18 protein-coding genes are annotated in these 18830 nt (G+C 62.1%); 11 read left to right on the top strand and 7 right to left on the bottom strand.

Annotation, left to right across the window (positions count from 1 at the left end):
- The first annotated feature begins 115 nt into the window (after positions 1–115).
- The gene (locus tag L8V01_RS07045; RefSeq protein ID WP_269946406.1) at positions 116–1570 is read left to right on the top strand and encodes a purple acid phosphatase family protein; all 1455 of its coding nucleotides are present in this window, start codon (positions 116–118) and stop codon (positions 1568–1570) included.
- Between the two features lie 31 nt (positions 1571–1601).
- On the opposite strand, the gene L8V01_RS07040 is transcribed toward L8V01_RS07045, so the two are convergent.
- Positions 1602–2237 (bottom strand): response regulator, encoded by a 636-nt coding sequence (locus L8V01_RS07040; RefSeq protein ID WP_269946405.1) that lies wholly within the window; start codon positions 2235–2237, stop codon positions 1602–1604.
- Positions 2234–3370: a sensor histidine kinase gene (locus tag L8V01_RS07035; RefSeq protein ID WP_269946404.1), complete on the bottom strand. Its 1137-nt coding sequence runs from the start codon at positions 3368–3370 to the stop codon at positions 2234–2236. The genes L8V01_RS07040 and L8V01_RS07035 overlap by 4 nt, the downstream gene beginning before the upstream one ends.
- Before the next feature lie 112 nt (positions 3371–3482).
- On the opposite strand from L8V01_RS07035, the gene L8V01_RS07030 reads away from it, so the two are divergent.
- From L8V01_RS07030 to L8V01_RS07010, 5 genes are all read left to right on the top strand, one after another.
- Positions 3483–4088 carry an ABC transporter ATP-binding protein gene (locus L8V01_RS07030; protein WP_269946403.1) on the top strand — a complete coding sequence of 202 codons (606 nt, stop codon included), beginning with the start codon at positions 3483–3485 and terminating at the stop codon, positions 4086–4088.
- Complete coding sequence (locus L8V01_RS07025) at positions 4072–5313, top strand: FtsX-like permease family protein (RefSeq protein WP_269946402.1); 1242 nt, start codon at positions 4072–4074, stop codon at positions 5311–5313. The genes L8V01_RS07030 and L8V01_RS07025 overlap by 17 nt, the downstream gene beginning before the upstream one ends.
- A gap of 186 nt (positions 5314–5499) precedes the next feature.
- Entirely contained in the window at positions 5500–5793 is a 294-nt protein-coding gene (gene groES, locus L8V01_RS07020; RefSeq protein ID WP_005322702.1) for a co-chaperone GroES, read from the top strand.
- 8 nt (positions 5794–5801) lie between these two features.
- Positions 5802–7418, top strand: a complete 1617-nt coding sequence (groL, locus tag L8V01_RS07015) for a chaperonin GroEL (protein ID WP_239278078.1) — start codon at positions 5802–5804, stop codon at positions 7416–7418.
- Between the two features lie 64 nt (positions 7419–7482).
- Positions 7483–9810: an excinuclease ABC subunit UvrA gene (locus tag L8V01_RS07010; protein WP_269946401.1), complete on the top strand. Its 2328-nt coding sequence runs from the start codon at positions 7483–7485 to the stop codon at positions 9808–9810.
- Positions 9811–9819: 9 nt separating this feature from the next.
- Here L8V01_RS07010 and L8V01_RS07005 read toward each other — a convergent pair whose 3' ends face one another.
- Positions 9820–10122 (bottom strand): WhiB family transcriptional regulator, encoded by a 303-nt coding sequence (locus L8V01_RS07005; protein WP_269946400.1) that lies wholly within the window; start codon positions 10120–10122, stop codon positions 9820–9822.
- A 305-nt stretch (positions 10123–10427) separates the two neighbouring features.
- On the opposite strand from L8V01_RS07005, the gene L8V01_RS07000 reads away from it, so the two are divergent.
- Complete coding sequence (locus tag L8V01_RS07000; protein ID WP_269946399.1) at positions 10428–11000, top strand: sigma-70 family RNA polymerase sigma factor; 573 nt, start codon at positions 10428–10430, stop codon at positions 10998–11000.
- A gap of 64 nt (positions 11001–11064) precedes the next feature.
- Positions 11065–11823: a hypothetical protein gene (locus tag L8V01_RS06995; protein WP_269946398.1), complete on the top strand. Its 759-nt coding sequence runs from the start codon at positions 11065–11067 to the stop codon at positions 11821–11823.
- 15 nt (positions 11824–11838) lie between these two features.
- Here the strand turns inward: L8V01_RS06995 and L8V01_RS06990 are convergent, their stop codons facing one another.
- Positions 11839–12210, bottom strand: coding sequence for a DUF5319 domain-containing protein (locus L8V01_RS06990; RefSeq protein WP_269946397.1), 372 nt, complete (start codon positions 12208–12210; stop codon positions 11839–11841).
- Between the two features lie 119 nt (positions 12211–12329).
- Between L8V01_RS06990 and guaB the strand changes: the two genes are divergently transcribed.
- The gene (gene guaB / locus L8V01_RS06985) at positions 12330–13850 is read left to right on the top strand and encodes an IMP dehydrogenase (protein ID WP_269946396.1); all 1521 of its coding nucleotides are present in this window, start codon (positions 12330–12332) and stop codon (positions 13848–13850) included.
- Between the two features lie 7 nt (positions 13851–13857).
- Positions 13858–15021 (top strand): GuaB3 family IMP dehydrogenase-related protein, encoded by a 1164-nt coding sequence (locus tag L8V01_RS06980; protein WP_269946395.1) that lies wholly within the window; start codon positions 13858–13860, stop codon positions 15019–15021.
- A gap of 117 nt (positions 15022–15138) precedes the next feature.
- Here the strand turns inward: L8V01_RS06980 and L8V01_RS06975 are convergent, their stop codons facing one another.
- Positions 15139–15510, bottom strand: a complete 372-nt coding sequence (locus L8V01_RS06975) for a hypothetical protein (RefSeq protein ID WP_269946394.1) — start codon at positions 15508–15510, stop codon at positions 15139–15141.
- Between the two features lie 33 nt (positions 15511–15543).
- Between L8V01_RS06975 and guaA the strand changes: the two genes are divergently transcribed.
- Positions 15544–17118, top strand: coding sequence for a glutamine-hydrolyzing GMP synthase (gene guaA / locus L8V01_RS06970; RefSeq protein WP_269946393.1), 1575 nt, complete (start codon positions 15544–15546; stop codon positions 17116–17118).
- 66 nt (positions 17119–17184) lie between these two features.
- Here the strand turns inward: guaA and L8V01_RS06965 are convergent, their stop codons facing one another.
- The gene (locus tag L8V01_RS06965; RefSeq protein ID WP_269946392.1) at positions 17185–18222 is read right to left on the bottom strand and encodes an HNH endonuclease signature motif containing protein; all 1038 of its coding nucleotides are present in this window, start codon (positions 18220–18222) and stop codon (positions 17185–17187) included.
- A gap of 137 nt (positions 18223–18359) precedes the next feature.
- Complete coding sequence (locus L8V01_RS06960) at positions 18360–18779, bottom strand: hypothetical protein (RefSeq protein ID WP_269946391.1); 420 nt, start codon at positions 18777–18779, stop codon at positions 18360–18362.
- Between the last annotated feature and the right edge of the window lie 51 nt (positions 18780–18830).

Below are 18830 nucleotides of genomic sequence, written 5' to 3'. Positions count from 1 at the left end.
CCCTTCACAGGTAGGGTTCAAGCGCTTTTCGCACGCCCGTAATACGGTGTTCACATTCTTATGGTGTTCTAGGGAGCCGTACCGCTTCTTCTCAGACTCAAAAGGTGAAAACTATATGCTCCGTTCATCGCGCTTCGTCGCCTCCTTCGTTACCGCCCTCGCCGTGGGTGGCGCCACCGCCCTCGTGCCCGCCACCCCAGCGCTGGCCGCTGATTCTCCCATCTACCGCACCATTCTGCAGCCGGGCGAGGATGAATCCCAGGTTATGGTCACTTGGCGCACGAAGTCCAAGGCAGACGAGGTCCTTGAGGTCACTGGCCCAGAAGGCACCAAGACCTTCCGCGCCGACGAGCGCGATTACGGCGCCCTGCTGTATAAGTCCCAGTTTGCCACCGCTACCGATCTGCAGCCGGATACCGAGTACTCCTACCGCGTTGGCTCCGAAGAAGGCGGCTGGTCCGAGCCAGAGACCTTCAACACCGGCTCCAATGGCGATGACTGGTCCTTCCTTACCGTCGCAGACCCGCAGATCGGCGTGGATCTTAAGGTGGATGACCAAGCCGAGCAGTGGCGCAAGACCATCGGTCACGCGGCTTCCCATGTGCCGAATGCCAGCATGATCTGGTCCCTGGGTGACCAGGTTGAGGGGTGGGGCGCGCAGGTACCGCAGTACGATGCATACTTCTCCGCTCCGGAGATTCGCCACATTCCTACCAATACGATCCCGGGCAACCATGAGACCTATAACCTCACCATGAAGCATCATGATGAGCACTTCTCCAACCCACACCAGGCGGACGATATCCGCGACCACTACTTCGAGCGCAATAACGTGCTCTTTATCGGTTTGGACTCCAATGCTTCTTCCGACGCCGATATCGCCCGCCACGAGCAATTCCTGCGCGAGGCAATCGAATCCCGCGGCGCGGATAATGACTGGATCGTCGTCGGCATGCACCACGGCCCGTACTCCCAGGGCTCGCATCACTTTGATAAGGACGTCACCAACCTGCGCGAGAAGCTCACCCCGGTGCTTTCTGAGCTCAATGTCGACGCCGTGCTCTCCGGCCACGACCACATCTACACCCGCAGCCACCTGATGAAGAACAATAAGCCGGTCCTGCCGGAAAAGAAGCCGCAGCGCGGCGACGTCCTCGAGCCCAAGGACGGCGAGGCGCTGTACCTGACCACCACCACTGCGGGTGGCGGCAAGTACTACGATTTCACCGATGTCAATAATAAAAAGCACAAGGGCGCGCGAATGGAGACCATCGATCCGAGGCTTGCCCATGAGTCCACCGCAATGTGGCGCCAGGACTACACCGAGGACTACATGCGCGTGGATGTCTCCGATGACAAGCTCACCTTCACCACCTTCAACGAAGCTGATAACACTCTGGTGGACAAGGTTTCGCTCAAGAAGAAGGACCGCGGCGCTGCGCCTGCCGACGACGCCACCGACCCCGCCGACTCCACCGATCCGGACGCGCCAGAGGTGCCTAAGGATCCGGAAGGCAGCAGCTCCCTGAGCTCCAGCGATATTTTCGGTGGGCTCAGCTCGAAGAAGTAACTAGCATCGCGCCCGGGTGTGGCGGGTGTGGCTAGCGCTCGGTGTGGCGCAGCCACGCCAATACGGCCTTTACCCGCCGGTTGGAGTCCTCGGGCCGGAACCCGAGCTTCATAAACACATTGGAGACATGTTTGCTTACTGCTCCGGCGGTGAGCACGAGCGTGTCTTCAATTTCTTTATTGCTCAATCCTTGGGCCATAAGCCTCAGGACCTCTCGTTCGCGGGCGGTGAGCTGGGCTAGGCCACTGCGCTTTGCAGAGAGCAGCGCAGTGACCACCTCTGGGTCCACCACGGTGCCGCCGCGTGCGACCTCGTCTAGCGTGCGCACGAATTCTTCCACATCAGAAACGCGTTCCTTGAGCAGGTATCCGAATCCGCCATGCTCCAAGAGGCGGTCAAGATAGCTTGCCGCTACGTATTGGCTTAGCACTACCACTGGCTGGGTGGGGTTGGCCGCCCGCAGATCATGCACGGCGCGCAGGCCGTCGTCGGTCATGGTCGGTGGCATGCGCACATCGCTGATAATGAGGTCAAAATCTTCCTGCCTAGCAACGGCGCGTAGTTCTTCGGCATCCGTGGCTGCCGTAACGCTATGCCCCAGAGCGCTGAGTAGCTGCTCGAGCCCCGCGCGCAATAGCGCGGAATCTTCCGCCAATAGTAGTTTCATTCCGCCTCCTTCAGCGGTAATTCGACCAGCAGCCGTCCGCCGCGTTCGCCTGCGGCAGCGTCATGAGCCGCGGCAAAGTTTACCGTGCCGCCCAATGCGGCGGCGCGCTCGCGCAGCCCGGCGAGGCCGGTGCCCGTCCCAGCTGGCTCCTTGGCCGTGGGGCCGAGGTCGGGGCAGGGTCCGGGCCCGGTGCCATTATCAACGATGTCAAGGCGCAGTGACTGCCCGAAAGCAACCGTTACCACCGCCTTAGAGGCCGCGCCATGCTTGGAAGCATTGGTAAGCGCCTCGGCCACCGCATGGTAAGCCAGCAGGGCAGTGGTCTCATCCACTGAGCGCTCGACGCCTTCTACGTATAGTTCGGTCTCCAACCCGGAGTGGGCGAGGAGTTCGTCGAGGGCGGGGATTAAACCGGCGTCGAAAAGCACCTGCGGGGCAATGCCGCGCACCGTCGCGCGCAGGGAGGCCAAAGCCAATGAGGCATTATGCTCCGCATCGGCCAAGGCCGGTTGCGCCTCAGGAGGGGCTTGCAATTTTGCCGCAGCCAAGTTGAGCTTGAGCGCGGTGAGGTACTGCTGTGGACCATCGTGCAGTTCGCGCTCGATGCGGCGCCGCTCGCCGGAGAAGGCATCAATAAGCGTCGCGCGCGAGGCCGCCAATTCCTCGGCCGAGGGGCTCAACGCCAGCCGAGTCAGCGAGGTCGACGCCAAGACCAAGAGGCGGTTGAGCCCCACCAATAAAGCCACCAGCAGCGGAGCGGCCAGCCAGCAGGTAAAGAAAATCAGCGGCCGGTTGGAGGTAGACCACTCGCCAAAGGAGAATTCGGTCTTTGGCACGAAAGGCGCAATTATCAGCACACCCGCTGTAAAGCCCAAGGCCGTCCACGCGGCAAAGCATGCAGCCGAAATCAATAGCTGCAAAATAAGGTGATAAAACTGCTGCCAATCAAACCACCGGCCTGCGCGCCGGGGCGGGATCTCCACGCCCATCCACTGCGCACCCAACCGGCCGACAAATTCCGCGGCGCGTCCTACCAGCGGAATCCACGGCAGCATCAACACCGAAACCACCAACGCCGGGATAAATAGCGCGCCGAGGACGAGGCTCCACGCGCAGGCTTTGAGGGTTCGCATAACCCATGAGCCTAGCCGCCTTAGCCAGGGTGGGGCAGTAGAGCTAGCTCTACCATTTTCCGGGCAGCCCGCCCCATGTCTTTCTTCTGCGCGGCCGAGTGGAATCAAAGGCATGTTAAAAGCAGACAACCTCAGCAAGCGCTACGGCCGCCGCACCGTCCTCAATCGCGTCAATGTGTCCATCTCCCCAGGCGAATTCGTCGCCATCATGGGGCCTTCAGGAAGCGGCAAAACCACGCTCCTGAACCTGCTATCCGGGCTAGATAAGCCCACTTCCGGCCGAGTTAACGCGCCGGGGCGCAAGCAGCGTGCATTTGTATTCCAAGACTATAACCTCCTGGAATCCCTCAACGCCAAGCGCAATGCCACCTTGACCGCGCACTTTTCTGGCCGACGCCCTACACGCGGCCAGGTGGCAGAGGTCTTTGATTCGCTTGGTCTTGCTGGTTTAGAGTGCCGCCTGCCCGCACAGCTTTCTGGCGGGCAGCAGCAACGCGTGGCCGTCGCCCGGGCACTGCTGGCTCAGGCGCCCTATATCTTCGCTGACGAGCCCACGGGCGCGCTTGACGACGCCACCGCATCCACCGTCCTTTCCCACCTGCGCGCCGCCGCCCGCGATGGCGCCAGCGTGGTCATGGTGACTCACTCGCACCTCGCCGCCGAAGCGGCCGACCGGATCATTTCCTTGGAGGAGGTGGCTCATGCTGGTGTGGCTTAAGGACCTACAGTCCAATTGGCTATCGTGGCTGGCCGTGGCGCTGACCCTGGTAGTTTCTTCCACCTCGTGCACCCTGGCGCTCGCCATGCTGGTGGCTTCCTCCGGGGCCGAAGAAGACCCCGCCGGCCCGCTGGGTGGCACGGTGCTAGGCATGGCCCTGTGTGTGGTGGTATTGGTGACGTTATCGCAGATGCGCCTTATCATTGCCGAGCGCGAGCCGGTCTACCGCTCCTGGCGCATGGTGGGTATGCCCGGGTGGATGATCCTCGCTTTCATCCTGGGCCAAGTCGCAGCGGTCAGCGCGGCCGCTGGGCTCCTCGGTGTGCTGCCGGCCCGACCGCTGCTTACACCGTGCGTGCGCGCCCTGCGCAGCGACGGCATCCCCATGCCAGACATTGCCATAACCGGCCAGGTCACCGGCATTGCAGTAGCCGTCTGCATGTCCGCGGCCCTGGTTGGCGCGCTCCCTCCACTGCGCCGAGTCTTTCGGCCGCGCATTACCGCACACCCGGCGTGGCTCATGGTGAAATTCCTGCTCGCGTCCGCGGCCGTCGGCGGTACGGTCTACGGATGCCTGCACATCGATGATCCCGGCGACCTCCTCTCGGCCGAGATGGGCCTAGTCATCCTCGTCGCGCTCTTTTTGCCCTGGCTTATGCCTGTCCTGGATCAATGGACCCGCGCGGCCGGCATCGCTGGGGCTAATGTGCGCGTGCGCCGGTGCTTTTCCACGCCGCACATCGTGCCATGGGTGCTCGTTGGCGGCTTTATCGTCGCCGTCGGCTCGGGCCTGCGCTTTGGGAATGACGCAGGCGCCGGCGGCACCTTGTCCTCCTGGCAAGTCTTCGTCGCCCTTTTAGGGCCAGTCTTTACCCCTAGCATTGTCAGCGCCGTGCTTACCTCGCTGCTTATGCACGGGCGCATCGCGGCCGATATTCGTGGCCTCACCTTGGCGGGCGCTGCCCCTTCGGCTTGGGCGCGCGTGCAAGTGGGAGAAGCAGCCTGCCTCACCCTGACCGCGGCCGGCGTGGTCTGGGCGCTGTGCTTGGCGACGCTCCTCCCTCTCCACCACCTCCTCACCCCACAAGCCTCCTTCGGTCGGACGCTGATAGAGGAGCTGTGGTGGCCCGCCTTTGCCGTAGTCTTTGGTGCCATGTTTATCGCACTGGGCGTCGTCAAGCTGGCGCTTGCCGGCTTCGTGCGCGCCGGGCAACGGGAGCGCTGAGGGGATCGCTGAGGGCGTAGAAATGTGGGCCGAGCCATTGTTGAGGGTTAGCAGTCACGAGGGTAGAGTGCTAATCAGGTTGTTTGACCCACAGTTGTTCACCCGCGACGACGGCTGTGCTGGACATCCACAACCGGCACGCGCGCGCCATGCCGGCGCGCATACGAACACTACGGAGGAAACATCATGGCAAACATCAAGCCTCTCGAGGACCGCGTCCTCGTACAGATCGTAGAAGCTGAAACCACCACCGCTTCCGGCCTGGTCATCCCGGATTCTGCCAAGGAAAAGCCGCAGGAAGCTACCGTCGTTGCAGTAGGCCCAGGCCGCACCAACGACAAGGGTGAGGTCACCCCGGTAGGCGTCAACGAAGGCGATACCGTGGTCTTTTCCAAGTACGGCGGCACCGAGCTGAAGTACAACGGCGAGGAGTACCTGCTGCTGTCCTCCCGTGACCTGCTCGCCGTCATCGAGAAGTAGGCCCAAATATGGCAAAGCTTATTGCATTCGACCAAGAAGCCCGCGAGGGAATCCAGCGCGGCGTCGATACGCTGGCTGATGCCGTCAAGGTCACCCTCGGCCCGCGCGGCCGCAACGTCGTGCTGTCCAAGGCTTTCGGCGGCCCCACCGTCACCAATGACGGCGTGACCATCGCCCGCGATATCGACATCGAGGAGCCCTTCGAGAACCTCGGCGCGCAGCTGGTCAAGTCCGTTGCGGTCAAGACCAATGACACCGCTGGTGACGGCACCACCACCGCTACCTTGCTGGCCCAGGCGCTTATCTTCGAAGGCCTGCGCAACGTAGCGGCCGGCGCCAATCCGATCGAGCTCAACCGCGGCATTGCGGCGGCGGCCGAAAAGGCCGTCGAGGAGCTCAAGGCCCGGGCCACCGCGGTCAACTCCTCTTCCGAAATCGCGCAGGTAGCTACCGTCTCCTCCCGCGACCCGGAGGTTGGCGAGATGGTCGCCGGCGCCATGGACAAGGTGGGCAAGGACGGCGTTGTCACCGTCGAGGAATCCCAGACCATCGACTCCGCCGTCGATGTCACTGAGGGCATTTCCTTTGACAAGGGCTACCTTTCCCCGTACTTCGCTACGGAGGAAGAGACCTACCACGCCGTGCTGGACGACGCCGCAGTATTGCTCGTCCGCAACAAGATCTCCTCCCTGCCGGACTTCCTGCCGCTGCTGGAGAAGATTGCCGAGACCAACCGCCCGACCCTCATCATTGCGGAAGACGTCGAGGGCGAGCCACTGCAGGCGCTCGTTGTCAACTCCATCCGCAAGGTGCTCAAGGTCGCTGCCGTTAAGGCCCCGTACTTTGGCGAGCGCCGCAAGGGATTCATGGATGACTTGGCTGTCGTTACCGGCGCCACCGTCATCGACCCAGAGGTGGGCATCAACCTCAACGAGGCGGGCCTCGACGTGCTGGGTTCTGCCCGCCGCGTGACCATCACCAAGGATGACACCGTCATCGTCGATGGTGGCGGCACCGCTGAGGCAGTAGAGGAACGCCGCGAGCAGATCCGTCGCGAGATCGAGCGCACCGATTCCACCTGGGATAAGGAAAAGCTCGAGGAGCGCCTGGCAAAGCTCTCCGGCGGCGTGGCCGTTATCCGCGTCGGCGCCGCTACCGAGACCGAGGTAAACGAGCGGAAGCTGCGCGTCGAAGACGCCATCAACGCGGCCCGCGCGGCCGTTGAAGAGGGCGTCATCGCCGGCGGCGGTTCCGTGCTGGTCCAGATTTCCAAGGAACTCGAGTCCTTCGCCGAGGGCTTCGAGGGCGAGGCTAAGGTCGGCGTTCTCGCCGTCGCCCGCGCCCTGACCCGCCCGGCGTTCTGGATCGCCGAAAACGCTGGTCTCGACGGCGCCGTCGTCGTTTCCCGCGTTGCCGAGATGTCCAACGGTGAGGGCTTCAATGCCAATACCCTGGAGTACGGCAACCTCATCGATAACGGCATTATCGACCCAGTCAAGGTCACCCACTCGGCCGTGGTCAACGCCACCTCCGTGGCCCGCATGGTTCTAACCACCGAGGCCTCCGTGGTGGAAAAGCCACAGGAAGAGCAGCCTGCTGACGCCGGTCACGGCCACCAGCACTAAACCTTCCCAACATCGCCCGCCCCGCTTCCCGCGCGGCGGGTTTTGTTGTGCCTAGACTAGGGCCGTGGAATACATCAAGGTCACCGGCGCACGCGAAAACAACCTGCGCGATATCTCCCTGTCCATCCCCAAGCGCCAGCTCACCGTCTTTACCGGTGTATCCGGATCCGGCAAATCCTCCCTGGTCTTCGACACCATCGCGGCCGAGTCCCAGCGGCTTATCAACGAGACCTACCCAGGTTTCGTGCAGGGGTTTATGCCGTCGTTGGCCCGGCCGGACGTCGACAAGCTAGAGCATCTCACGGCCGCCATCGTGGTGGGCCAGGAGCCTATGGCTGCCTCCTCCCGCTCCACCTTTGGCACCGCCACCGACATCACTGCCATGCTGCGCGTACTGTACTCGCGCATGGCCACCCCGCGCGCCGGCGGCCCTGCGGCCTACTCCTTTAACGTACCCTCCGCCTCCGGCCAGGGCGCCATTGAGGTCAACGGCACCAAGGAGGTGCGCCGCTTCGAGCGCACCGGTGGAATGTGCCCCGAATGCGAGGGTACCGGCCGCGTTTCCGATATCGATCTGTCCTGCCTAGTCGACGAGGATCTTTCGCTTGCCGAAGGCGCCATTATCTACCCCGGCATGAAACCCGACTCCTGGATGTGGCGCGCCTACGCCGAATCCGGCCTGTACCCGGCCGACATTCCCGTCCGCGAGTTTACGGCCGAACAAAAAGAGGCGCTGTACTATACCGAGACCAAAACCAAGGTCGGCGGGGTCAACATGAGTTACATGGGCCTGGCCACGCGCCTGCGCAAGAACGTGCTAAGCAAACCGGTAGAAAGCCTACAAAAGCACATGCGGGCTTTTGTTGAGCGCGCCGTCGTCTTCGTTGCCTGCCCCGAATGCCACGGCACGCGCCTAGCCCGCCACGCCCGCGAATCCTATATCGAGGATGCTTCCATCGCGGACCTGTGCGAGATGGAGCTTACTGACCTGCGCCGCTGGCTCGCTGACGTCTCCCTGCCGGCCGCGCAACCGCTGCTCGATTCCATCGCCGCGGCCGTGGACAATGCCATCGAGCTCGGCTTGGGGTACCTCACCCTCGCCCGCGCGGCCGGCACGCTCTCCGGTGGCGAAGCCCAACGCACCCGCATGGTCCGCCACCTAGGCTCCGCGCTTTCCGACGTCACCTATGTCTTCGACGAACCCACCGCCGGCCTGCACCCGAGCGACTGCGAGCGCATCAATAGCCTCCTGCTGCGGCTGCGCGATAAGGGCAATACAGTGCTGGTGGTGGAGCACAATCCCTCTACCATCGCGGCGGCCGATCACGTGGTGGATCTCGGTCCTGGTGCCGGTGGGGACGGCGGCCGCATTACCTTCGGCGGCACTCCCGCACAACTGCGCGTGGCCGATACCCCCACCGCCCGGCACATGTCCGAGCCCGTCGTGCTGAAGGAGACCGTGCGCGAGCCGACCGGAAAATCTTCTATCCGTGGTGCCCAGCGCAATAACCTGCGCGACATAGACGTCGATTTTCCCGAAGGCGTCTTGACCGTCATTACCGGTGTCGCAGGTTCTGGCAAATCCTCGCTCACGGCCGAGATTCCGGCCGCAGTAGGGGAGCGCTTGCTCAGCATCGGCCAGGCCCCCATCAAAGGTTCGCGCCGCTCTAACCCCGCGACCTACACCGGTGTTCTCGACCCCATCCGCAAGGCCTTTGCCAAGGCCAATGGAGTAAAGCCCGCGCTCTTTTCCGCAAATTCTGAAGGTGCTTGCCCAAAGTGCAATGGCGCGGGCGTGGTCTACGTGGAGCTAGAGGTGATGAGCGGGGTAGATGTAACGTGCGAAATCTGCCAGGGTTGCCGCTTTTCGGCCGACGTGCTGGCCTATACCTTAGGCGGGCGCACCATTGCTGATGTCTTCGAGCTCTCGGCTTCCCACGCAGCAGAGTTCCTGCGCGAGGTCAAGGTTCCGGCCGCGGCGAAAATTTGCGACACATTATGCACCGTCGGCTTGGGGTACGTGACCCTAGGCCAGCCGCTGTCTACTTTGTCTGGCGGTGAACGCCAGCGCCTCAAGCTCGCAGCGCATCTAAGCGATAAGAAGTCCACCGCTGATGTGCTGGTGCTTGATGAGCCCACCACCGGCCTGCATCCGGCGGATACCGCGCGTATCTTGGCGCTGCTGGATGAGCTGGTGGACTCCGGCCACACCGTCATCTGCATCGATCACAACTTGGCCGTACTCGCGCATGCGGATCACGCCATCGACTTGGGCCCTGGCGCCGGTTCGGCCGGCGGCCAGCTTGTCTTTAGCGGCACCCCGGCCGATTTAGCCGAGCAGCAAGACTCGGTGACGGGGCGCTTTCTTGCCGACGCCCTCGTCTCCCCCTAGTTTCCCGTCCTAAGCGTTGACAGGGGCAGTGGCGCGGCGGCGCTGGCGCAGCGCCACCACGCGCTCGGATTCGCTCATGCCGCCCCACACACCATAGGGCTCGGCGGATTGCAGGGCGTGCTCGCGGCACATGTCGATGACCGGGCAGGAGTTGCAGATGGCCTTTGCACGGTTCTCACGTTGGGCGCGGGCACGGCCGCGCTCGCCATCCGGGTGATAAAATACGTCCGAGTTTTCGCCGCGGCAAGCGCCTTGAAGCTGCCAATCCCACAGGTCAGCGGTGGGACCGGGAAGCAAATTCGGCTGAGACACGTTACTAAGCTCCTTTGTAAGGACGAGAATTCTTTGTGGTTTCCGCGGTCTCGCGGGAAGCAACCTCACGTAGTGTTTCGTGCGTGGGTAAACGGTGGGTTACCGATTTTTGACTTTTAGGTATTCTTCCCTCGCTGGCCCCACCTGCACTGCGGTTTACCAGCGAAAACGGCGAAGGTTAACGGTATATGAATTTTCTGCTGCTCCGGTTGCATCGGCGATGTGACCGCGTGCTGCCTTTGCATAAACTTCCCCTGTGCCAATATGGTTAGTTACCGGTTTAAAACATGTCAGAGGGTGCATACGTGAGTGATAAGGAACAGGAGTTAGCGGATCTCGTCCCGCATGCCGTCGACGGCAGCCGGCGGGCGCTGCAAAAAGTCCTGCGGATCATTCACCCGCAGGTGCTGCGTTACTGCCGCGCCCGCATTGGCGGCGGACGCCAGCCCACTGCGGAAGATGTGGCCCAAGAGATTTGCCTTGCAGTAGCCACCTCTATTGGTTCCTATGAAGACAAGGGCCGCCCGTTTATGGCCTACGTCTATGGCATCGCCTTTAATAAGGTCACTGACGCCCACCGCGCCATGGGCCGCGATAAGTCCACGCCTACCGAAGAAATCCCAGAAGATTCCGCGCGAGAAGCCACCCCCGAAGAATGGGCGTTGGAGGCCGACGGTAGTAACAGAATGCGCGCCTTGCTCGATACGTTAAGTGACAAGGCGAAAAACATCGTTATTCTGCGCGTGTTCAATGGTTTGTCGGCAGAAGAGACCGCGGAAATTGTGGATTCCACCCCAGGCGCGGTTCGTGTCGCACAGCACCGAGCGCTCGCTCAATTGCGAAAGACTCTCCAAGCCGCACAGGAAACTGCGCACTAAGGGTCTTCTTGCCCTACTCACAGCGGATATCTCATAACAGAAAGGAAGGGGGAGAGACACCATCATGGCACCGAAGCACCACGGCGATAATGACGGCCTCGCGGACCAGCTCCAGCCCTTGGTAGATGATGATGCATTCCTCACCGAGCTTTCGGAGGGAACCGACCCTTCCGATGGCCAGGATGCCCTGGCGGAGTTGCTGCTGGAGTTAAAGGGGGACGTCGACAAGCAGATGCCCCCAGCACCGCTGGTAGAAGGCGCCGACGCTGAGCCTGAGGTCATTGACTTGGGCCAAGCCCGCAAACGTCGCCGCGGCGGCCCCTTTGTGCATGGGCTCATCGGCGCTGCCGCCGCAACCCTAGTCATCGCTGGCGCCGGTGGTGCGATGTTGCACGCTGGAACCTTTGATAACGGCGATAAGACTCGCAACGTAGAACTGGCCGGCACGCTGGAAGAGATGGAATCTCGCGCGGCCGAAGGCGATATTGAAGGCGCTCGCGAACTGATGAAGGATGCCCGCGCCAAGCTGGACGAGGCCGAAGGCAAGGAAGAAAAGGCCATCGCCGTCAACCGTGAGGCCGAACAAAAGCGCTCTGCGCACCCGAAGCCTACCCCGCACACCGTTACGGAGACCGCCACCGAAACCGTGGCAGAAAAAGCCTCTCAGCCGGAGCAGCGGCCGGAACCGGCCACCGTGACCGAAACGCAGTACGCCACCGAAACCGTGGTAGTCACGGAGCAAGCCCAGCAAAACCCGCAGCCTAATCCCAACGATGAGGACGAGCCTACGACCACCATCGAACTGGGCCAGCAACAGCAGTAGCAGTAGTAGTAGTAGCTAGCGGCCCTCCAAGCCGTCCAAGTAGCCCAAGGCATAGTCCCAGGGCACGTAGCGGGAGGGATCTGGCTCGGCGCTCGGCTCATGCACGGGCGCTAGCTCCCCTTCGAGCGTAGCGCGCATATTAGCGGCCATAATATCCCACTCATAGAAGTGGTTTTCCTGGCAATCCTCGCACAGGAAGAAGATGCCATCGATGCCGCGTGGGCCGAGGATGGAGGCGAATTTCTGCACCAGCGCGAGGTCGTGGATGATGGCGATCCGGTCGTCGTCGGTAAGCGGCATGACCTGCTCGTCCTCCTCCAAGAAGGAGGCTGGGTCATTCGGGTCGTCGGCGAAAGGATCGCGGGGCATATTGGCGAAGAAGTTCACGCCTGCGAGCCTATTGAACTTGCTCGCCCGAGGCAATTTACCCCCTGCCCAAATGGTGTCTTCGGCCGGCAACGCACTACAGTTGGGTTAGCCGCTAAACCTGTTAAGGAGAGACCTCGATGAGCGAGAATCGTATTCATACTGGTGGAGATGACCCGAACAAGGTAGCCCTGCGCGGCCTGACCTTTGACGATGTGCTCCTTTTGCCCGCCGAATCCAATATCGTGCCCTCCGAGGTCGATACCGGCGCGCAATTTACCCGCAATATCCGCCTCGGCGTTCCGCTTGCCTCGGCCGCCATGGATACCGTGACCGAGGCGCGCATGGCCATTGCCATGGCCCGCCAAGGTGGCATCGGCGTGCTGCACCGCAACCTTTCTACCGAGGACCAGGCCGAGCAGGTAGAAATAGTCAAGCGCTCCGAGTCCGGCATGGTCACCGACCCGATCACCGCCCGCCCGGATATGACCATCGGGGAAGTAGACGCGCTGTGTGCCCGCTTCCGCATCTCCGGCCTGCCGGTGGTAGACGAGGACGGCACCTTGGTTGGCATTTGCACCAACCGCGATATGCGCTTCGAGCCTGACTTTGACCGCAAGGTCAGCGAAGTCATGACGGCCATGCCGCTTGTTGTTGCGCGCGAGGGCGTATCCAAGAAGGAAGCCCTCGAACTGCTCTCGGCCAATAAGGTGGAAAAGCTGCCCATCGTCGATGCAGATAATAAGCTCACCGGTTTGATTACCGTCAAGGACTTTGTCAAGACTGAGCAGTACCCTAACGCGTCCAAGGACTCGGCCGGCCGCCTGTTGGTTGCGGCCGGCATCGGTACCGGGGAAGAGTCCTACCAGCGCGCCGCCGCGCTTGTCGACGCCGGCGTAGACGCCCTCGTCGTCGACTCCGCCCACGCCCACAATAACCGCGTGCTGGAAATGGTCTCCCGCGTGCAGAAAGATTTCGGTTCCAAGGTCGACGTCATCGGCGGTAACCTCGCCACCCGCGAGGCCGCCCAGGCAATGATCGATGCTGGCGCGGACGCCATCAAGGTCGGCATTGGCCCAGGCTCCATTTGCACCACCCGCGTCGTCGCCGGCGTGGGCGCGCCGCAAATTACCGCCCTGATGGAGGCCGCCGCAGTAGCTGGCCCGGCCGGTGTGCCGGTTATCGGCGATGGCGGCATGCAGTACTCCGGCGACGTCGCCAAGGCTCTGGCGGCCGGTGCCGATACCGTCATGCTGGGTTCCATGTTCGCTGGCACTACCGAAGCCCCCGGTGACATCGTTGTCTACCAGGGCAAGCAGTACAAGCGCTACCGCGGCATGGGCTCCATGGGTGCCATGCAGGGCCGCGGACTTTCCGGCGAGAAGCGCTCCTACTCCAAGGACCGCTACTTCCAGGCCGATGTGCGCAGTGAAGACAAGCTGGTTCCGGAAGGTGTCGAGGGCCGCGTGCCCTTCCGCGGCGATATCGATGCCATCGTGCACCAGATCGTCGGCGGCTTGCGCGCGTCTATGGGTTATACCGGCTCCGCCACCTTGGCCGAGTTAAAGACCAAGCGCTTCGTTCAAATCACCGCCGCGGGCCTAAAGGAATCCCACCCGCACCACCTGCAGCAAATCGCAGAAGCACCAAACTACCGCTAGGAATATCATGCGTGAATACGCCGAAATTGGCATCGGCCGCGAGGCCCGCCGCACCTTCGATCTAGAGCAACTATCCATCGTGCCGCAGCGTCGTACCCGTTCTTCCAAGGACGTGGATACGACCTGGAACATCGACGCATATACCTTCGACATTCCCTTCGTGTCCCATCCCACCGATGCGCTCGCCACGCCCGAATTCATCATCGAGATGGGCAAGCAAGGCGGCCTGGGTGTCATCAATGCCGAGGGCCTGTGGGGCCGCCACAAGGACCTCGAGGGAGCTTTAGCCCGCATTTACTCGCAGCCGGGTGATAACTCCATCATTCAGGAGCTACACGCTGCCCCGCTTGACGACGCCCTCCTTACCGAACGCATCTCCCAAGTCCGCGACTCCGGCGTCACTGTAGCTGTGCGGGTCTCGCCGCAGCACGCCCGCGAGATGGCTCCGAAGGTCATCAAAGCCGGCGCCGAGTTGCTGTTTATTCAGGGCACCTTGGTTTCGGCCGAGCATGTAGCTACCGGCGGTGAGCCATTGAACCTCAAGGAGTTTATCGGCTCGCTGGACGTCCCCGTCATTGCCGGCGGAGTCACCGACTACACCACCGCGCTACACCTTATGCGCACTGGTGCAGCCGGCGTCATTGTAGGCGCGGGTGTGACCACCAACGCCGAGACCGTCGGCATCGACTCGGCCATGGGCACTGCGATTGCCGACGCCGCCGCCGCCCGCCGCGACTACCTCGACGAGACCGGCGGCCGCTACGTGCACATCATCGCCGATGCCGAGTTTGAAAACTCCGGCAATATCGCCAAGGCTTTTGCGTGCGGTGCCGACGGCGTCGTTCTAGGGCCGCTGCTTGCTCAGGCCCGCGAGGCCGGTGGTAAGGGCTGGTACTGGCCCGCCACGGCCGGACACCCGCGCTTCCCACGAGGCTTCGTTCAGTTCTCCGGTGCCGATACCGACTTGGACGTGGATTTTCTCACCACCGGCACCTCGGCCGAAGCGGCAGAGAATTCTGCGGCCCCCTCGCTTGAAACCGTGTTGCACGGCCCCTCTAGCGAGCCCTTCGGCCGCACCAATCTCGTCGGCGCGCTGCGCCGTTCTATGGCCAAGTGCGGCTATACCGACCTGAAGTCCTTCCAAAAGGTCGAACTCGCTGTTCGCTACTAATTCCGGATCGAATCCCACAACGCGGCTGTGCCTTTTGGTACAGCCGCGTCTTGTGCTTAGGCTTCTTTTCCGCATACCGCTGATCCACTGATAAACACCAGAAAGCTAGGAGAGCGGTTAGGAGACTAGCTGCCAACCACCTTCGCGTCTCCACGTGGTCTCCCGTGCCATCGGCCGCCAGTGCCCTGCATTTTGTACCGGGCACACGCGTGCTCCCGTTGGATTGAGCTCTACTACCTTCTCCTCCGCGGCCGCACGCAGCACCACCGAATTATCCGCCACATCTGAGTGTCCCACGCGCTCTGCCTGCCGCGAACCACACAGTGGAACCCACTCATCCCACTGGTCTCCAAAAATCTCCGCGGCCGGGAGCGTTATCTGCTGTGGGCCTTGTTCATCCAGCGCAGACGTCACCGCGGCCGTGGTTGGTGTGGTATCGCAACCGCACATTAAAAGCCCCGCGGCGAGCACAACAGTCAAGCGCTTCATAGGTCATTAGTCTAGTGGGTTAGACTATGGGACGTGACTAAGCCAAATACTACCCCGCGCCCCGTCCTCGTGGTGGACTTTGGCGCTCAGTACGCGCAGCTTATTGCCCGCCGCGTGCGCGAGGCCAAGATTTACTCCGAGGTTGTCCCCAACTCCGCTTCTGTAGAGGAAATTAAAGCAAAGGACCCAGCCGCTCTCATTTTGTCGGGCGGACCATCTTCCGTATATGCCGATGGTGCCCCGGCCCTCAAGCCAGAGCTATTTGAGCTCGGCATTCCGGTTTTCGGCATTTGCTACGGTTTCCAGGCCATGAACCATGCGCTTGGTGGCACTGTCTCTTCCACCGGCGAGCGTGAGTACGGCCGCACCGATATAGACATTAAGGGCGGTGTGCTTCACGCTGGCCTAGAGTCCACCCACAAGGTGTGGATGTCCCACGGTGATGCCGTTTCTTCTGCACCTGAAGGCTTTGAGGTTACTGCCACCTCGGCCGGTGCTCCCGTTGCCGCTATGGAGTGCCCAGCCAAGCAGATGGCCGGCGTGCAGTACCACCCTGAGGTGCTCCACTCGCCGCACGGCCAAGAGGTGCTTACCCGTTTCCTTACCCAGATTGCTGGCCTAGAGCAGAATTGGACGGCCGATAATATTGCCGAGCAGCTCATCGCGGATGTCCGCGCGCAGGTGGGCGAGGAAGGCCGCGCTATTTGCGGCCTGTCCGGCGGTGTGGATTCCGCTGTGGCGGCCGCACTGGTGCAGCGCGCCATTGGAGATCGTCTCACTTGTGTCTTCGTTGACCACGGCTTGCTGCGTGCCGGCGAACGCGAGCAGGTAGAAAAGGACTTCGTTGCCTCCACCGGCGCGAAGCTGGTGACTGCGGATGAGCGCGCTGCCTTCTTGGAGAAGCTGACAGGCGTTAGCGACCCAGAAGCCAAGCGCAAGGCCATCGGCGCGGAGTTTATCCGTTCCTTTGAGCGCGCGGTTGCAGGCGTGCTTGACGACGCCCCTGCAGGCTCCACCGTCGACTACCTCGTCCAGGGAACGCTGTACCCGGACGTTGTCGAGTCTGGCGGCGGCGATGGCACGGCGAATATTAAGTCTCACCACAATGTCGGCGGTCTGCCAGATGATGTGGAGTTCGAGCTGGTCGAGCCGTTGCGCCTGCTGTTTAAGGACGAGGTACGTGCCGTCGGCCGTGAGCTGGGTCTGCCGGAAGAGATCGTCAACCGTCAGCCATTCCCCGGCCCGGGATTGGGCATCCGTATTATCGGTGAAGTAACCGAAGAGCGATTGGAAACCCTGCGCGAGGCAGACCTCATTGCCCGCACAGAACTGACCAATGCCGGCCTAGATGACCAGATTTGGCAGTGCCCGGTAGTGCTGCTGGCCGATGTCCGCTCCGTCGGCGTGCAGGGCGACGGCCGCACCTATGGCCACCCGATCGTGCTGCGCCCGGTGTCCTCGGAAGACGCCATGACCGCGGACTGGACCCGCCTGCCGTACGAGGTGCTGGAGAAGATTTCTACCCGCATCACCAACGAGGTAAAGGACGTCAACCGCGTGGTCTTGGACTGCACCTCCAAGCCACCGGGAACCATCGAGTGGGAGTAAAACGGCATGCGTAGAAGGCGCTCAGGCTATCGCTGGGCGCCTTTTCGCTCGTTTTAGTGGCGGCACTTACTCGCGCGGGGTAAACGGTGGCCGCCACACAATGCGTCCGCCCACCCGCTCGAGGCGGCCGCGCCGAGGTGGGGCGTTAGGATCATCGTCGTTGACGCCATTATGGTAAGCGCAGCACATGACCAGGTTTTTCATATTTGTCTCCCCGCCGTTGCTCCACGCTTTAAGGTGGTGGACTTGGGAGAGGTCGGCCGGCTGGTTACAGCCCGGCCAGGCGCAGCGTGGATTTTCTGCAGCGGCCATAATGCGCTGCTTGTCATTGGCCACGCGTGCGGTCCGGTACAAGTTGACTGGGCCTTCTTCGGGGTGCACGAGCGTGACGTAGCCGGTTTCTTTGTCGCCAGAAAAGCCGACGTCGTTGAGCACGCGGCGCAGATATTCGGTGCCGGTGATGGTGGCGCCGTTGGTCAGATCGAGTTCGATATCATCGCCGCGGCCGTCGCGGATGCGGATGAATTTGTCCAGCGGCACGATGGCATTAGTCACCACTTCTGCCCGCGCGGCCGCTGCTTGGTCAAAGAAGATCTTTTCTACCGCCTCGAGTGATTGCTTTCCGGTCGCGGCCAGCGCGGCGTTAAGATCCGCAATGAAACTAGAGGTTCCGGTGATGGCAAGTGTCCAGTAGTCATTGGGGCGTCGGTAAGTGCGCACGCCTGGGCTTACAGTGTTGTCTTTCATTTCGCGCAGGCGTCGGCGGGCGTGCTTGAGGATGTGGCTCATCGAACCGGTCATCGCGCAGCATTCCGCACGCAGCTGCCATGCCTGCTTCTTGCTGGGCGCGCGGTTAACAATGCGCTCTAGGGCGGTAAGCGTGGCAATGGAATGGGTGTTGCGGCGGGCGTCGGCAATAGCGCGGCGCTGCAGGCGCGTAAATTTGGTGCGGCCGAAGTAGCTTTCGCACAAAAGAAGCAGATCGGCGGCGATGGTATCGGGCGCGCCGCGGTCCATGAGCTCGGACCCGGACATGCCTTGGCACCCGGCGATGATATCCATGCCGGGGCCCAAGGCGGTGAGGTAGGTCTCGAGTGCGTTCATGCCTGCAACGCTACGGCGTGCACCTACACCGGCGCGCGGCCGGAGCAACCGTTGCGGCACATTCTGTGGATAACCCGGCCCGCACACCCGAGGCAGGCCGAAAAAGCTGTGGATAACCCCTAAAAGTGTCGCATAGATTAGGCAAACGCGAGCCGGCGCGTGCCATCCACGTGGGGGAAGACGAAAAAGCTCAGCCCAAAGACCACTAGCCACACCAGGCCGGCGCCCCATGTGGGCAGGGCCACGATGGGCGCGAGCATCACCATAAGCCACAGAATCATAAGCGGTACGAGCTGTGCGATGGTGGGAACCAAGGTGACGTTGCGCTTGTCGGCATAAGCACGCATCGCGCGGCGGTAGGGGTGGGCAAAGACGAGAACGAAGGCCGCCACGAGGCATACGAGCGCCCCAACCAGTGCGGCAAAGATATGCGCGCGGCTTGCCAAGAGTGCCACGGCCGCACCGATGAGGATGGACGAGCCCAAACGCACCCATGCCGGAGTGGGGATGGGGGTGGTGTGCTCGCGCATGGCACCGTAGGCAGCATTGAAGTTCATGCCGCTAAGGTTACCATTCGAACATACACTTGCATGTGTCCGGGTGAGGGT

The sequence above is a fragment of the Corynebacterium curieae genome (assembly GCF_027570035.1).
In the GTDB taxonomy this organism is placed as follows: Bacteria; Actinomycetota; Actinomycetes; order Mycobacteriales; family Mycobacteriaceae; genus Corynebacterium; species Corynebacterium curieae.
Note: the sequence above shows the minus strand (reverse complement) of the source record. Positions and strands in the feature narration are given on the sequence as shown.

Coding starts and splice junctions, on each gene's coding strand:
- L8V01_RS07045 (WP_269946406.1), top strand. CDS start 116: ATGCTCCGTTCATCGCGCTTCGTCGCCTCCTTCGTTACCGCCCTCGCC.
- L8V01_RS07040 (WP_269946405.1), bottom strand. CDS start 2,237: ATGAAACTACTATTGGCGGAAGATTCCGCGCTATTGCGCGCGGGGCTC.
- L8V01_RS07035 (WP_269946404.1), bottom strand. CDS start 3,370: ATGCGAACCCTCAAAGCCTGCGCGTGGAGCCTCGTCCTCGGCGCGCTA.
- L8V01_RS07030 (WP_269946403.1), top strand. CDS start 3,483: ATGTTAAAAGCAGACAACCTCAGCAAGCGCTACGGCCGCCGCACCGTC.
- L8V01_RS07025 (WP_269946402.1), top strand. CDS start 4,072: ATGCTGGTGTGGCTTAAGGACCTACAGTCCAATTGGCTATCGTGGCTG.
- groES (WP_005322702.1), top strand. CDS start 5,500: ATGGCAAACATCAAGCCTCTCGAGGACCGCGTCCTCGTACAGATCGTA.
- groL (WP_239278078.1), top strand. CDS start 5,802: ATGGCAAAGCTTATTGCATTCGACCAAGAAGCCCGCGAGGGAATCCAG.
- L8V01_RS06995 (WP_269946398.1), top strand. CDS start 11,065: ATGGCACCGAAGCACCACGGCGATAATGACGGCCTCGCGGACCAGCTC.
- guaB (WP_269946396.1), top strand. CDS start 12,330: ATGAGCGAGAATCGTATTCATACTGGTGGAGATGACCCGAACAAGGTA.
- L8V01_RS06980 (WP_269946395.1), top strand. CDS start 13,858: ATGCGTGAATACGCCGAAATTGGCATCGGCCGCGAGGCCCGCCGCACC.
- L8V01_RS06975 (WP_269946394.1), bottom strand. CDS start 15,510: ATGAAGCGCTTGACTGTTGTGCTCGCCGCGGGGCTTTTAATGTGCGGT.
- L8V01_RS06965 (WP_269946392.1), bottom strand. CDS start 18,222: ATGAACGCACTCGAGACCTACCTCACCGCCTTGGGCCCCGGCATGGAT.
- L8V01_RS06960 (WP_269946391.1), bottom strand. CDS start 18,779: ATGAACTTCAATGCTGCCTACGGTGCCATGCGCGAGCACACCACCCCC.